10 protein-coding genes, 1 tRNA gene and 1 pseudogene are annotated in these 15,023 nt (G+C 41.9%); 4 read left to right on the top strand and 8 right to left on the bottom strand.

The annotated features are described in order from the left end of the window. The first annotated feature begins 27 nt into the window (after positions 1-27). Both J4G44_RS03125 and J4G44_RS03120 read left to right on the top strand, forming a co-directional pair. Positions 28-103, top strand: a tRNA-Thr gene (locus J4G44_RS03125). 363 nt (positions 104-466) lie between these two features. After that, positions 467-724, top strand: a pseudogene (locus J4G44_RS03120) (PAAR domain-containing protein); the annotation flags it as partial. Positions 725-794: 70 nt separating this feature from the next. On the opposite strand, the gene J4G44_RS03115 reads toward J4G44_RS03120, so the two are convergent. The 7 genes from J4G44_RS03115 to J4G44_RS03085 all read right to left on the bottom strand — a co-directional run bounded on the left by J4G44_RS03115 (position 795) and on the right by J4G44_RS03085 (position 8,841). After that, positions 795-1,625: an SAM-dependent methyltransferase gene (locus J4G44_RS03115; RefSeq protein WP_154321174.1), complete on the bottom strand. Its 831-nt coding sequence runs from the start codon at positions 1,623-1,625 to the stop codon at positions 795-797. Positions 1,626-1,922: 297 nt separating this feature from the next. Further along, entirely contained in the window at positions 1,923-3,230 is a 1,308-nt protein-coding gene (locus J4G44_RS03110; protein ID WP_004970183.1) for an FAD-dependent oxidoreductase, read from the bottom strand. Between the two features lie 423 nt (positions 3,231-3,653). Then, positions 3,654-4,538 (bottom strand): pirin family protein, encoded by an 885-nt coding sequence (locus J4G44_RS03105; protein ID WP_154321175.1) that lies wholly within the window; start codon positions 4,536-4,538, stop codon positions 3,654-3,656. Between the two features lie 196 nt (positions 4,539-4,734). Next, positions 4,735-5,298: an alkyl hydroperoxide reductase subunit C gene (gene ahpC, locus J4G44_RS03100; RefSeq protein WP_004970191.1), complete on the bottom strand. Its 564-nt coding sequence runs from the start codon at positions 5,296-5,298 to the stop codon at positions 4,735-4,737. A gap of 250 nt (positions 5,299-5,548) precedes the next feature. After that, positions 5,549-6,124 (bottom strand): single-stranded DNA-binding protein, encoded by a 576-nt coding sequence (gene ssb, locus J4G44_RS03095; protein ID WP_096902231.1) that lies wholly within the window; start codon positions 6,122-6,124, stop codon positions 5,549-5,551. A gap of 51 nt (positions 6,125-6,175) precedes the next feature. After that, entirely contained in the window at positions 6,176-7,540 is a 1,365-nt protein-coding gene (locus J4G44_RS03090) for an MFS transporter (RefSeq protein WP_004970193.1), read from the bottom strand. Between the two features lie 215 nt (positions 7,541-7,755). Further along, the gene (locus tag J4G44_RS03085) at positions 7,756-8,841 is read right to left on the bottom strand and encodes a DUF475 domain-containing protein (protein WP_004970195.1); all 1,086 of its coding nucleotides are present in this window, start codon (positions 8,839-8,841) and stop codon (positions 7,756-7,758) included. 304 nt (positions 8,842-9,145) lie between these two features. Here J4G44_RS03085 and tenA point away from each other — a divergent pair, with 304 nt between their 5' ends. Together tenA and uvrA are read left to right on the top strand one after the other, a co-directional pair. Further along, entirely contained in the window at positions 9,146-9,820 is a 675-nt protein-coding gene (tenA, locus tag J4G44_RS03080; protein WP_004970198.1) for a thiaminase II, read from the top strand. 146 nt (positions 9,821-9,966) lie between these two features. Then, positions 9,967-12,801 carry an excinuclease ABC subunit UvrA gene (gene uvrA, locus J4G44_RS03075; protein WP_004970200.1) on the top strand — a complete coding sequence of 945 codons (2,835 nt, stop codon included), beginning with the start codon at positions 9,967-9,969 and terminating at the stop codon, positions 12,799-12,801. A 124-nt stretch (positions 12,802-12,925) separates the two neighbouring features. Here uvrA and J4G44_RS03070 read toward each other — a convergent pair whose 3' ends face one another. After that, complete coding sequence (locus tag J4G44_RS03070) at positions 12,926-14,626, bottom strand: GGDEF domain-containing protein (RefSeq protein WP_179991385.1); 1,701 nt, start codon at positions 14,624-14,626, stop codon at positions 12,926-12,928. Positions 14,627-15,023 lie beyond the last annotated feature (397 nt).

The raw sequence follows: 15,023 nt of genomic DNA, 5'->3' as shown, positions 1-15,023 counted from the left end.
AAAATTCTGTAAAATTCTCTACACAACGCCGGCATAGCTCAGTTGGTAGAGCAACTGACTTGTAATCAGTAGGTCCACAGTTCGAATCCGTGTGCCGGCACCATATTAAACCTCATAAATTAAAAATTTATGAGGTTTTTTGTTTTTATAAACGTATATTTTTATCTTCCTCATGCTGCTCGAATCTCCAATTTATTTAGGGCTTCGATGTATCTGCAAAACTTTAACCGCAATACGGGATTGTGATTTTTAGCTTGTTAAATGTATTTTATACTTTAGAATGCAATACACATATTTCAGAGCTTATTTTTATATTGATGGTCTATTTTGTTGATGTTTCATCCATATAGACTGACATTTAAAAATATTTTTGTGAATTAAAATAAAAATTTAAAATTATAAGTCTTAGAAAATTTAGTATAAAAAACAATGCTTCTCTAAAGTTTTCTAGTTTAAGGAATACCTCATGGCTCAAAGCTTTGCAACGCATCATTCCATGACCAATCATGGTGGAATCATCCTTGCCAATCAAATGCGTGTTTCTCAAATGGGAAATTTATTTTTAGTGGCGGGTAATGGACATTTCTGCCCTAAGTGCCAGCGTTGGTCCACAATTATAAAAAGTCACGATCATATTCTTTTTGATGACAAAGCCGTGGGTTATGTCGGGGATCAATTGACGTGTGGCGCAAAAATTTTACCGAAACAGTTTCATGTGGTGGGTGGGATTTAAAGCCAATTATGAACATCCAAACACCGAAAAACTTCATTATCTAGCAGCTGATTACGATAGATTAAGCTTTTTCCGCACTCACCTGCACATATTTAATCCAGCCATCCGCATAGAGCTTGGCACATAAACGTGCGGTCATGGCAATTTTAAACCAGTCTGTATCTCGCGTTTGTACTCGATGCTTGAGATGCTGATTCACATAGTCAGCAAAACCCGCCAAAACTTGTGCCGACAAATCTTCCACCTGAATCTGTTTAAATTCAAACTGTTCTAAAACCGCTCGAAGCTGACTTTCAGACATCAGATCTTTAAAATTGACAGCGGCAGATTTTAATAAGGCACGATATTGCAGCTGTTTGAACGCATGCGTTGGCGCTTGTTCTGCCCAAATTAAATAATGAAAGCCCAAACGTCCATTTGAATTCAAAACCGCACTGACCTGACTTAAAAATGAATTCAAATGACTGTGATATGCTGCATCGATACAGAACACCACATCAAAACGTGGTTGTGGAAAAAGTGCTTTTAAATTTAAAAATGAAGCAGCGTGAATTTTAATATTTGAATTTAAATGTTGTCGAATCGACTGCACATGATGATCTTGTAGCTCAACAGCTTCAAGTCGTTGTATTTGATAGTGTTCCAACCAATATTTAAGACTGGCACCTTGCCCACAGCCTAAATCCAGTACAACATCTTTTGAATTTAAATGCACTGCTGCGGCCAAATGCGCTGCTAAATTTTGACATGCAGCGGGATAATCAGATCCCACTGCATCTGACCAATAACCTAAATTGCTCCACGGCAGTGCGGAAGTATCTCCCAAATATGCCGCTTGAATGGCATATTTATGTTTTGGAAAATGCTGTCGTATCGCCTGTTGCCATTTCATACTGACTCAGTCTAATTCAAAAAAGAGGGGCTGTTGATAATTCATCTATGTTTGCGACAACGCATATTTTTTAGCTGATATAAGGCATGAGGCAGGAAATTTAGTCATTCTAAATGACTGACTCATAACGCAATAGCAGCAAAAAATATGCTTGTCCTGAAAGGCTGTGGCTAAAACTTTCTCAGATTGCGTTATGAAACTTGGCAATAGTCTCGCTATTCCCTGCGTTTCATGCCTGATCTGCTCAGTTTTAGCCTACAGCACAAACCATTTATGAAATATCAACAGACCCTAAACTTAATAACCTAATTGCGGCGCAACCTCAACTTGTGGTTTTAAATCAATAAACGGTAATGGTGCACCAAAAATTTCTGCAATATGCATAGCGGAAGTCACTGCAGATTCTAAAATTGGTAAACCATCGCACGACCATGAACCGCAGAAGAACACTTTACGATTGTCTTGGTGATGGCGCTGCTGCAACTCTTTGTTTAATGCCACTGTCTTTGAATCCACCACAGCGCGGGTTAAAGTTACCGTTGAAATGATCTTTTTCGGATCAATTGGTGTAACTGGACGCCATGTTTGGAACACTGGCGATTTACCGACCAAAGTTGGTTCGATCGAGTTAAGCCATACCGTAAATTGCTGACGAGTAAATTTACGATCCATCATATAACTTAAAACAGACCAATCTTTACGTTTTGGCGGCATCACCGTTTGATCAGTGTGAATCACCAAATCACCCTGCTCGAATTTGAACTGTTTAAGCAATTCAATATCTTCTGCAAATTGTTGATTGTCCAAGAAGTCTTGGACTTTAGTGGTTGGCGTTGCAATCACCACACGGTCAAATGTTTGCGACTGACCCTCAGAATTTTCAACAATTACACCATCTTCTTGTTGATGAACACGAGTAATCGCTGCACCACTTTGAATATTAATACCTTCAATCAACTTATCAACCAATGCAGGCGTGCCACCTTGTAAACGCAATAATGCATCACCATCAGTCAATTGGCGTAAAAATACCAACAATGGTTTTGCTGGCCATTCACCAATGGTTTTAGGGTCACAAGTACAAATGGTGTAAAGCACTGGCATCACTGCACCATGCCAAAACACTTCTTCAATTTCGTTACGGTTGATAAATTCCGCAAGGGTAATGTCTTGGTTTTTAGATTTGAAAAATTTAGCGATGGCTGTTTTTAACTGCAACATGCCTTTTACCAAACGCCAGCCGTATTGTTGTATGCCTTTACGGTTGTTAATGATTGGGAAATTACCAATACGGGTACGGCTTGTGGTCAGCCAAGTTTCGGTACGATCTTCAAATAACCAACTGCACGCCATATAAGTACGCACAGGATAAGTTTTAATGCCTAAATGTGTGGCCAAGCTGAGGGTGTTTTTCCACAAATGTGGGTTCATGACCCGTAACGGCGCATCAATTAAACCATCCTCAAATTCGATGCTATGACTGTCCATTCCACGACCAGGCAGCGCCTCAAAAATTGTAATGTTATGCCCTGCATCTTTAAGAATTCTTGCGGTAGCCAGTCCAGCCATACCACTACCGATCACTGCGATATCCAAACCGATCATCCATCTTTTTACATACTTTATGAAATTATGAACCATGCCTAAGGAAAATGAGCTATTAAAAACTACCAGATTGTGTACTTTTCACAGAGAAACAACACAAAGTAGATTGGCAATATGATTACATTTTTTAACAATCAGGAAGTGCTTAAATAAGCCCTAGAATTTATTCATATTATTTTCTAAACACTATAAATAGTGTTCTAAACCATGTAGATAAATTCACCAGTTTTATAATTTTCGTTTTACAAATAAATGTCTAAACGCTATGATACCAAGCACAAAAATGATAGCTACATCACATATAATTATCATAAGGAATATGATCAATCCGCTAAAACTAGAAATTTGACAGCGCCAGAACAACAAAAGCCTCGGTCGGGACATCGACATGAGGCTTTTTTCTTGGCTAAGATTTTTTAAAGCTTAACCCGCTTGATGTTGAATCGGAATTTCACCAAACTTGCCTTGATTAAAATCTTCAAAAGCTTGAATGATTTCCTGCTTGGTATTCATGACAAATGGACCATAGCCTTGAATAGGTTCATTTAATGGCTTGCCTGTCAGCACTAAAAATTGCGTATCTTGCAGTGCTTCAAGCTGAATTAACGCTTCGCCATCTTGAGCAAATAACACCACTGAGTGATCTTGCACAAGTTGACTGCCATTGACCCGCACTTCACCTGCCAACACCACCAATAAAGTATTGTGATCTACCGGCACATGCAGCGCTTGGGTCTGTGCAGCTTTCAATTGTCCATCCCAAACATTGACAGGGCTAAAGGTGCTGGCAGGCCCAGATTGCTCTGCGTACTGACCTGCAATAATGCGTAAATGCCCCGCCTGATTTTCAAACTCAATTTTCGGAATATTTTGAGATTCAATGGCTTGATAACGTGGCGATGTCATTTTGTCTGCGGCAGGCAAATTCACCCAAAGCTGCACCATTTCAAACAATCCGCCTTGTGCTGCATAGTCTTTGGAGTGAAATTCCTCATGCACCACACCCGCACCTGCTGTCATCCACTGCACATCGCCTGTTTTGATGGTGCCACCACCACCTGCCGAATCTTTATGCGTCACTTCGCCCCGATAGGCAAGCGTCACCGTTTCAAAACCGCGATGTGGATGCGAACCAACACCATGTTGTGCGGTAGTCGCATCAAAATGATACGGCGCTGCATAATCCAAGAGTAAAAATGGACTGATCGCCTGCCCTAAACGGTCATAAGAAAATAGATTTTTGACTGGAAAACCATCGCCCACCCAATGCATGTTTTGGTTGCGATATAAACCGATTATTTTTTTCATGTGTTACACCTATTGCTAGGAGAATAGATGTTTTGATCTTAATCGCTCATCGCACCACAACCTAGTGCAAATTTGGCATACAGCATTGCAAGAATGGAATAATCTTGTTGAAACTTATACATGGTTAAACAAATCATGAGCATAAAAAATCCAGAAGCGAGGTTCTGGATTTTTAAAATTGAGTGCGATGATTCGATTAGATTTTACCCACCAAATCAATAGATGGTGCTAGGGTTGCATCGCCTTCTTTCCACTTAGCAGGGCAAACTTCGCTAGGGTGTGCATGCACATATTGCGCTGCTTTTACTTTACGCAACAACTCTTGCGCGTCACGACCAATACCGCCTGCATTGATTTCTACAATTTGGATTTTACCTTCAGGGTCAATCACGAAAGTACCACGATCTGCCAAACCTTCTGCTTCAATCAGCACCTCAAAGTTTTTAGACAATGTCCAAGTTGGGTCGCCAATCATTGGATATTGAATCTTTTTAATTTCTTCTGAGGTGTCGTGCCATGCTTTATGGGTAAAGTGTGTGTCTGTAGATACTGAGTAAATTTCCACACCCATTTTTTGGAATTCAGCATATTGATCGGCTAAATCGGCAAGTTCAGTTGGGCAAACAAAGGTGAAATCTGCAGGGTAGAAAAACACCACTGACCATTTACCAATAAAGTCTTGCTCAGATACGTCAATAAATTGACCATTGTGGTAAGCGGTTGCGTTAAATGCTTTGACTTGGGTATTGATTAAACTCATGGATGACTCCTCAATTCGTTTCGGGGATTGCTTATCTTGTGTAGCTAGAATACGAAAATCGAAAGAATCGGTAAAACAGTGTTTTTTTATAAAAATAATCGGATTTATGAATTATAAATCCTATCATAGTTTGAAATTTAATCGAGAAAATAGATATTTGCTAAATATCTGCATAAAAAACCCTTTGTCGAAACAAAGGGTTTGGATGATGATTTTCCATTTTGAATCAAATGGCTATCTCTAGTATGTCTCAAAACGGCAAATCATCATCTAAATCTGCAGGTGCGGTTGCAGGCGCAGCTTGTGGCTTCGGTGCAAAACCACTTGGGTTATTGTTGGCATAGCCACCACCCTGATTTTGGTTAAAACCGCCTTGATTTTGATTCGCATAACCTGTGGCTGGAGCTTGGTTCTGATTGCCATAACCGCCTTGGTTATTGTTAAAACGTGGTTGAGCAAAGCCACCATCTTGCTGGTCAGATTGTCCACGGTTAGCAGAGTCGAGCATTTGCATTTGATCGCCACGAATTTCAGTGGTGTAACGCTCTTGACCATTTTGGTCTGTCCACTGACGCGTACGCAATGAACCTTCAATATATACTTTAGAACCTTTGCGTAAATATTGCTGTGCAATCTCGCCTAAACGGTTATGTAAAACAATGCGATGCCACTCTGTTTGCTCTTTACGCTCACCTGTGTTTTTGTCTGTCCAGACATCACTGGTTGCGATAGAAAATTGAGTGAGAGAACCACCATTTGGGAAAGTTTTTGTTTCAGGATCACGACCTAAAGTACCCACTAAAATGACTTTATTTACACCACGCATTAGACGTTTTCTTCCTATTTGTTTCTATTATTTACTTTATAAGAGTTATGCTTAAATGGCTACCTCTTTCCCAAACAAGTGCGTTAATTGTTGTCGCGCAGCATCATCAATATGCTGTTTATCAACCTTTACATACGCCACTTGTTGGTCAGACATCACCACGACCTCTTCAATACCACGAATTGCCAATAACTGAGAAGTCCATTCATCTGTTTCTCGATTCTCAGGCAAGCGCAATACCAAAGATGAAAGATAGCGCGGCTGCGCCAATCCAAAACTAACAAGCAACCAAATTATAGCAATCGCAGTCAAAATACTCCAACCCATTGCGGTGTGGTTGAGCATCAACAACTGCCCACCAATCATCCCACCAAAAAATGCTCCCAAAAACTGACTGCTGGCATTTACACCCATCGCGGTGGCTTTAGATTGAATTGGCGCAGCCTTTGACAACCACGAAGGTAATAAAGCTTCCATAACGTTAAAAGCAATAAAGAATAAGCCCAAACCCAATAAAAGGATGTACTTCGATTCAAACCCAAAAATCAGCACCAACAGACCTAAAATAATACCTGCAATGGCGGTCAGGAAAATGCCACGCATTTTGCGATATTTTTCTGCCAAAACAATGCTTGGAAATGCCACGAACAGACTGACCAACAACAATGGCAAATACACCCAACCATGATGCTGCAAAGGAATATCGGCAAATTGGATTAATTGCGAAGGCACATAAATAAACATGGCAGTCAGCAATAAATGTAGGGTAAATACCGATACATGCAGACGGTTTAAATCGCCCATTTTCAGGACTTGCTTTAACTGAGTGATATAGCCTTGCTGAAAATTACGATGATGACGCGTGACTTTAGGCACCAATAACAACATGAGAATCGCTGCTAGTCCCATCACTGTGGTGACCCAAAATAACCCTGAAATACCAACCCAGCCCGTAAGCCATGGCCCTAAACTAAAGGCCACCACAAAGGACATACCGATACTCATCCCCATCACCGCCATGGCTTTCATGCGGTTTTCTTCGCGGGTCACATCGGCCAGTAATGCCATCACCACGGCAGATACTGCGCCACCACCTGCAATGGCACGACCAATAATCACGCCATAAATGGTGTCAGACATGGCTGCAATTGCACCACCCAAAGCAAACAGTAATAAGCCAAAAACCACCAATGGCTTACGGCTATAACGGTCTGCAATTAAGCTAAACGGAATTTGTAAAATGGCTTGGGTGAGTCCATAAACACCAACGGCAAGACCAATCAGTGCAGGAGTTGAGTATTGATATGACTGCCCTGCTACTGAAAATACAGGAATAATCATGAACAGACCCAACATGCGCAATGCAAAAATACTGCTTAAAGCAAAGGTCGAGCGGCGTTCTAAGGCATTCATCATATCAATCGACTAAAACTAAATAATTTTGAATTTGCAGATATCCTACAACATTCAGCTTAAGGATGCTGATTTTTCCCGATGTTTATTCAACAGACCCTACTTTTTCAATAAAAAAGGGCGCAACGTTGTGCACCCAAATTTATATTTTATACAGTCTTCATCACCGTATTGCTCTGTGATTTCGCGGCAATACAGCAACGGGCATCACCATAGCATTAACCCGCTTTTGCCTGACGTTTTTTAAATTGAATAGATGCAATCACCGCCCAAACAATAAAGGCAACACCAATTAAACCTGTCACCACTTCTGGCACATGCAAGCCTGTACCGCTGGCAATCATAATAAAGGCCAACGCACCAATCGCATAGTGCGCACCGTGTTCAAGGTAAATATAGGCATCCAACGTGCCTTTTTCGACTAAATAAATCGTCATCGAACGCACGAAAATTGCACCAATCGCCAAGCCTAACATGATGATCACCACATCAGAGGTGATTGCAAATGCACCAATGACACCATCAAAACTGAACGAGGCATCTAGCACTTCCAGATATAAAAAGCCCCCAATACCCGCTTTCACCACGCCTGTCGGTACGCCATTTTCGTCATGACGCACAGCATTGCCCTGTTCATCGACCTCTGGTTCACCGCCCAACATGTGACTCAGCACTTGTACGCCAATATAAATCACGATGCCCCAAATACCCGCCATCGTCACCACAAGGCGCTTATCTTCCACCACATTGGCCGCCATGATTAACAAAGTCACTAAGGCCAAAAATACCGACATGGCAGGCACGCTTGCCAGATTGCTCAAACGACGCTCAAACCATCTAAACCAGTGCGTGTCTTTTTCATCATCCAAGAAAAAGTTTAGGAAAACCATCAACAAGAATGCGCCACCAAAAGCAGCAATTTCAGGGTGATGTGCCATCAGTTTAGCCGAATATTGCTTCGGATCATTCAATGCCAGTTGCACCACTTCCATCATGCCCATATCGGCAGTGACCGCCACAATGACCACAGGGAAAATTAAACGCATACCAAAAACTGCAATGATAATCCCCACGGTTAAAAACAGCATTTTCCAGAAATGATCCCAACCGCGCAGCACTGACGCATTCACCACCGCGTTATCAAACGACAACGACACTTCCATAATCGCCAAAATTGCGGTAATGGTTAGTGCGGTAAGCATGGTTTGCACACCTGCTTCTGGGCCATGGGTATAGCCCCAGTATGCAGATAGCGCAAGACACACAATCGAAAATACGATTGAGAAACCAAAATGTTTCATCATGAGAAACGACCTATCACTATATTTTGATCTGAACTTTTCATCTGCCGAATCTGTACCATCAACGCAAAGTACAGTTTTGATTAAGCTTTAACAGATACAAAAATTCTGAAAATTGAATTGCCCGAATTTTAAATCGGACAAAAACTGAGAATGTAAAATTTTATGCTGCAATTATGACGCTTTTTCCTCAACTTCGGCAAAATTCTTCGTATGATTTTTGGTTTCCCGATCAGATACCGTGAAAACCGTGTTTTTCATTCCCAAACTGCTATAGTGAAATGCAACGACATATTAGGAATTTAGGATGCGCTTTTCTCAAGACGCTTGGCAACGTAACCTTGCCCTTTATCACAAGACGCTCGCTTTACCATTTAATCAGGAGTTGGCACAAGGCACCTTAAGTAAAGCTGCTTTTGCACATTATGTGATTCAAGATTCACATTACTTAATTGCCTACGGGCGTGCACTGGCAGTCTGTGCGGCTAAAGCTTTTGATGCAGATGATATTATTCAGTTCGCAGATGCCGCCAAAATCGCAATTGTGGTGGAACGTACCTTACATGACAGCTTTATGCAGGAGTTTGATATTTCCAAACAGGAATTTGAAAGTACTCCGCTGACCCTTGCCTGTCATCACTACACTTCTTATTTAGTCGCAACCGCATGGTCAGAAAGCTATCCTGTGGTATTGGCATCACTACTGCCATGTTTCTGGATTTATGCCGAAGTTGGTAAAGATATCGTCAATAATTCTGCACCGAATAATCCGTATCAGGCATGGGTCGATACCTATTCGGGCGAGGAATTCCACACCGCAGTCAATAATGTGATTCAAACCATAGACCGTGTTGCTGCGCGCTGTGATGCCGATACCCTTGAAAAAATGCACCACGCCTACACCAAAGCTGCAGAACTGGAATGGTTATTCTGGGATAGCGCCTATCATCAACGTCAGTGGCCGGGTTTAGATCAAGCTTAACGGCCGCCCTCACGCACCGTATGGCAATAGCTCCATACATACAGTGCGACAGCTCATGACCGATAAAGCATGAAAAATAACACTTGAACAATTTTCATGCGCTATCATATATAGGTTTTTCATTTGCAAAATATCGAGAAGTTTTTATGAGCCAAAGTCATATCCGTATTCGAGGTGCACGTACCCATAACCTAAAAAACGTGAACCTTGATATTCCACGCGATAAATTTGTGGTAATTACGGGTTTATCTGGTTCAGGAAAATCTTCACTGGCGTTTGATACCCTTTATGCCGAAGGACAGCGTCGTTATGTCGAATCGCTTTCTGCATACGCACGCCAGTTTTTATCGCAAATGGAAAAACCTGAAGTCGACTCGATTGAAGGTCTAAGTCCCGCAATTGCCATTGAACAGAAATCGACCAGCCATAACCCGCGTTCAACCGTGGGTACCATTACCGAAATTTACGACTATTTGCGTTTACTGTATGCACGTGTCGGCACACCTTACTGTCCTGAACATGATTTACCAATGGTGGCGCAAACTGTTTCAGAAATGGTCGATGCTGTAAAAGCACTGGAAGAAGGCACTGCCTTAATGCTACTCGCGCCTGTGATTCGTGAGCGTAAAGGCGAATATGTGCATCTGTTTGAACAGCTACAAAGTCAGGGTTTTGTACGCGCCCGAGTTGATGGCGAAGTCATGGACATTGACCCACCACCAGAACTCGATAAAAAGAAAAAACATACCATTGAAGTGGTGGTAGACCGTTTTAAAGTCCGAGATGATTTGGGCAACCGTATTGCCGAAAGCTTTGAAACTGCACTGCGTTTAGGTGGCGATTTAGCCATTTTATCGTGGATGAATGCGGAACAACCTGATCGTATTTTTTCGGCCAAGCACTCTTGCCCGCAATGTGACCGTGCCGTGGCAGAACTTGAACCGCGCCTGTTCTCATTTAACAACCCTTTTGGCGCTTGTCCAACTTGTGATGGTTTGGGGACACGTAGCCATTTCAGTGCGGAAAAATTGATTCCAAACCCTGAACTGTCGATTAGTCAGGGCGCAATTCGCGGCTGGGACAGACAGCGTCCGTATTATTACAGCATGCTGGAAAAAGTCGCGGCACATTATGAACTCTCACTCGATACGGCATGGAATCAGCTGGACAGCGTGACACAAAAGAAATTCCTGTATGGCACAGGTAAAGACAAAATTGACCTGAGCTATACTGATGAACGTGGACGCCACCATAAACGTGTGATTGCGTTTGAAGGCGTGTTACCGCATTTAGAACGTCGTTACCGTGAAACCGAAAGTAATTATGTACGTGATGATTTGGCGCAGTATTTATCTAATGCTGCCTGTGATGCCTGCGGTGGTTCACGTTTAAATGAAATCTCTCGTAATGTCCGCGTGAAAGACAAAACCATTGCTCAAATTACCCAAATGTCGATTGGCGATGCCGAAGACTACTATCAAGGCTTAAATCTTGAAGGGGCTAAAGGTGAAGTCGCAGATAAAATCTTTAAAGAAATTCGTGAACGTCTGCACTTTTTAGTGTCGGTGGGTTTGAATTATTTAAGTCTGTCACGCTCCGCCGAAACTCTTTCAGGCGGTGAAGCACAACGTATCCGCTTGGCATCTCAAATTGGTGCGGGGCTTATGGGCGTGATGTATGTGCTAGATGAACCTTCAATTGGCTTGCACCAGCGTGACAATGATCGCTTGTTGGAAACCCTGATTCGTTTACGTGACTTGGGTAACACGGTGTTAGTGGTAGAACACGATGAAGATGCGATTCGCGCTGCCGACCATATTATTGATATTGGCCCAGGTGCAGGTGTGCATGGTGGACATATTATTGCCGAAGGCACCTATGCAGAACTGGCCGAACATGCAGACTCCCTAACAGGGCAGTATTTATCGGGCAAATTAAAAATTGAAGTGCCGAAAACGCGCACCCAACCGCCACATCCCGAACAACAAATTAAGCTAATGGGCGCAGCAGGACATAACCTGAAAAAAGTGGATCTCACTTTGCCTTTAGGGGTAATGACTTGTGTCACAGGCGTGTCGGGTTCAGGAAAATCCACCCTAATTAACCGTACTTTGTTGCCTTTGGCTGCAACACAATTAAATGGCGCAACTACATTAACCGCAGAAAAATTCGACTCGATTGATGGTTTGCAATATTTAGATAAAGTGGTGGATATTGACCAAAGCCCGATTGGGCGAACGCCACGCTCGAACCCCGCGACCTATACAGGCTTGTTCACTCCAATTCGTGAGCTGTTTGCGCAAACCCCTGAAGCTAAAGCACGTGGCTATGCAGCAGGACGCTTCTCCTTTAACGTTAAAGGTGGACGCTGCGAAGCTTGTGAGGGTGATGGCATGATTAAAGTTGCCATGCACTTCTTGCCAGATATGTACGTGCCTTGCGATGCCTGTCATGGTAAACGCTATAACCGCGAAACTTTAGAAGTCAGTTATAAAGGTCGCAATATTTCTGATGTTTTGGAAATGACCGTTGAAGATGCCATGCATTTCTTTGATGCCATTCCTGTGATTCATCGTCGGTTGGAAACGTTAAATCAGGTTGGCTTGGGTTATATCCGCCTTGGTCAATCAGCTACAACTTTATCTGGCGGTGAAGCACAGCGCGTAAAACTGGCGCGTGAACTGGCCAAACGAGATACAGGCAAAACCCTGTATGTACTGGATGAACCGACCACTGGTTTGCACTTCCATGACATTGCCAAATTGCTCGACATCCTGCATGAGCTACGCAACAAGGGTAATACCATTGTGGTGATTGAACACAACCTAGATGTGATTAAAACTGCAGACTGGATTGTCGATTTAGGCCCTGAAGGTGGTGCAGGCGGTGGACAAATCATTGCCGAAGGCACACCTGAAACTGTCGCAAAATCTAAAATTTCACATACGGCAAAATTCTTAAAACCGATGTTAAAAGGCTAAAATAGATTATTTCAGTTTTTAAGCCCATTCAAGTTTAAATACAGATTCAGCACAAACTTGTGCTGAATCTTTCACTCTAGGCTTTTTATCACTTCGGAAATGCTCGTGGATCAATTACTGTGACTTAGTCACCAGCAACGGCATTGCGCCCACGTGCTTTGGCTCTAAATAAGTGTTTATCGGCTTTTTCCAACAATCTGCTCCATGACGCAGCACCCACCGCCACGCCAGCACTGACCGACACTTGAATATAATCATTCAGTTCTGGAATAAAAATTTCTTGATTCACAATATGGCAGCGCAATTTATCTGCCAAATACAGCGCCTCAGTAAATTCTATTTGCTCAATCAAAACCAAAAACTCATCGCCACCATAACGCACCACCAAGTCTGAGGCACGGACATGCGCTTTGAGAGTATCGGCAATACATTTTAAAGCTTGGTCACCTACCACATGCCCGAAGGTATCGTTAATGTGTTTGAATTTATCCACATCCATAATAATCAGACCAGTTTTGCTCAATTTTTCAGGTCGATGTTCTAAATATTTGATGTATTCCTCAAGCGCCAAACGGTTGGAAACACCAGTTAAGGCATCGGTATTGGCAATATTACGCAGCTGAAATTCTAAAATATCGCGTTGCTCTAGGCGTTGTTTTAGTTTTTGAATAGCCTCAAAGAGCGTTACCTTGTCTGGATTTTGCGTACCTTGAGCTTCATCATCATAAGCTGCCAAGCGTAAAATTTGGCTGCGTGCCTGAATTAAAGGAATAAAGACCTTTGAGCGCGCATAGACCATGGTAAAAATAGCAGCCATCAAAGAAATTAATGCGACCACCAAAGTTAAAACAAGTTTTTGCTGCGCTTTGATATAATCTTTTTTAGCTAAGTTCAAACTATAATCTAACAAGTAAGTTTGTAAGTCGACCACGGTGCTAAATTTATTCACCATAACTTCGGTCAATTGTGTGCCTGTCAAAGAATAAGCTTCACCCTGTAAGCTTTGCTCCATCAGTTGCTTCACGATTGGAATCCCTTGATCTAAAAACTCAGTCTTTAAGCGATGATGTAAAGCTGTATATTCAGGCACTTTATGTGCTTCAGGCAAAATCGTATGTACCAAGTCCCATAAATGATAAGCTTGACGCTGGTTTTGTAAGGAGTTAGCTAAGTTTTCCGCGGGAATTTTTTCACCAAAAGTGATGGCAGCCATAATATTCGATGCGACTCGCCCAGCTTGATCACGCAATTCTGATAAAACAAAAATCACACTATAATAAGTTGCTGCACGCGAATCTTTGCCCACAGAATCTAGCATCACATGCTTCAATACATACTGAGAACCATCCCAAGCAGCAAACATTTTCTGAATCGCATGATCCAATTGAGCTGAACTGCGAGAAGACTGAGGAGTTGCAGCATAAGCATCTACCGCATCACGTCCCTCTTTTAACGAAGATTTTAATTGAAGTGACAAATGCTGCGCATGCGGAATAAAACCACTGCTTTTGAGTAGTTGAGTAGTTTCTTCGATTTGCTGATCAACATTAGCCCGATAGCGTTTTAATTCTTCAATATATTCTGCTCTTTTCTCGGGCGTACTCGACATGACTTGATTGGCTGGCGCACGCTCACGTGAAATATTATTGGTCAGCTCAGCTACATTACGCAAAACAGAAACTTCGATTAAAGCTCGCTCAGCTCTTTTATAACTTTGATAACTATTCACAATTGAAGGAACAGAAATAAAAAGTAATGACACGATAATAATGATCATCGAGATCAACAGTCGCTGACTGATATGCTCTGTGCGCAATTTCATCATCATGCTAAGTTTCACCTACGTCATTATAACTGTGCAAAATCGTGGACTTGATCACTTAATCGGCGACTATATTACATGAGCAATCTTTAAATTACTTACAAAAAAGATAATTAATTCACTTATATTTTGAATTATTTAGTTTTTATCACCAAATCATAACAGCTAAATTGGATCTGATATTTTAAACCTGTCTAACTAGAGCATCTTATTCAAGAAAACTTCTAAGCGCATACCCATGACCCATTTGCTTAAAACAACAAATACAAAAAATAATGTTTCAGCATGCAGAAAATATTTTACAGATGCAACATTTGGGTGCATAATGCACCTCATTAGGGCGAGTTTAGTTTTTCCTCAGCAGTAAACTAAATTTACCCGCAAATTTTGGCGAAAAATC

Origin of the sequence: Acinetobacter towneri (assembly GCF_017498585.1) — a bacterium.
GTDB classification, from domain to species: Bacteria; Pseudomonadota; Gammaproteobacteria; order Pseudomonadales; family Moraxellaceae; genus Acinetobacter; species Acinetobacter towneri.
The sequence above is the reverse complement of the archived record's forward strand: the minus strand, read 5'-3'. Positions and strand labels throughout refer to the sequence as shown.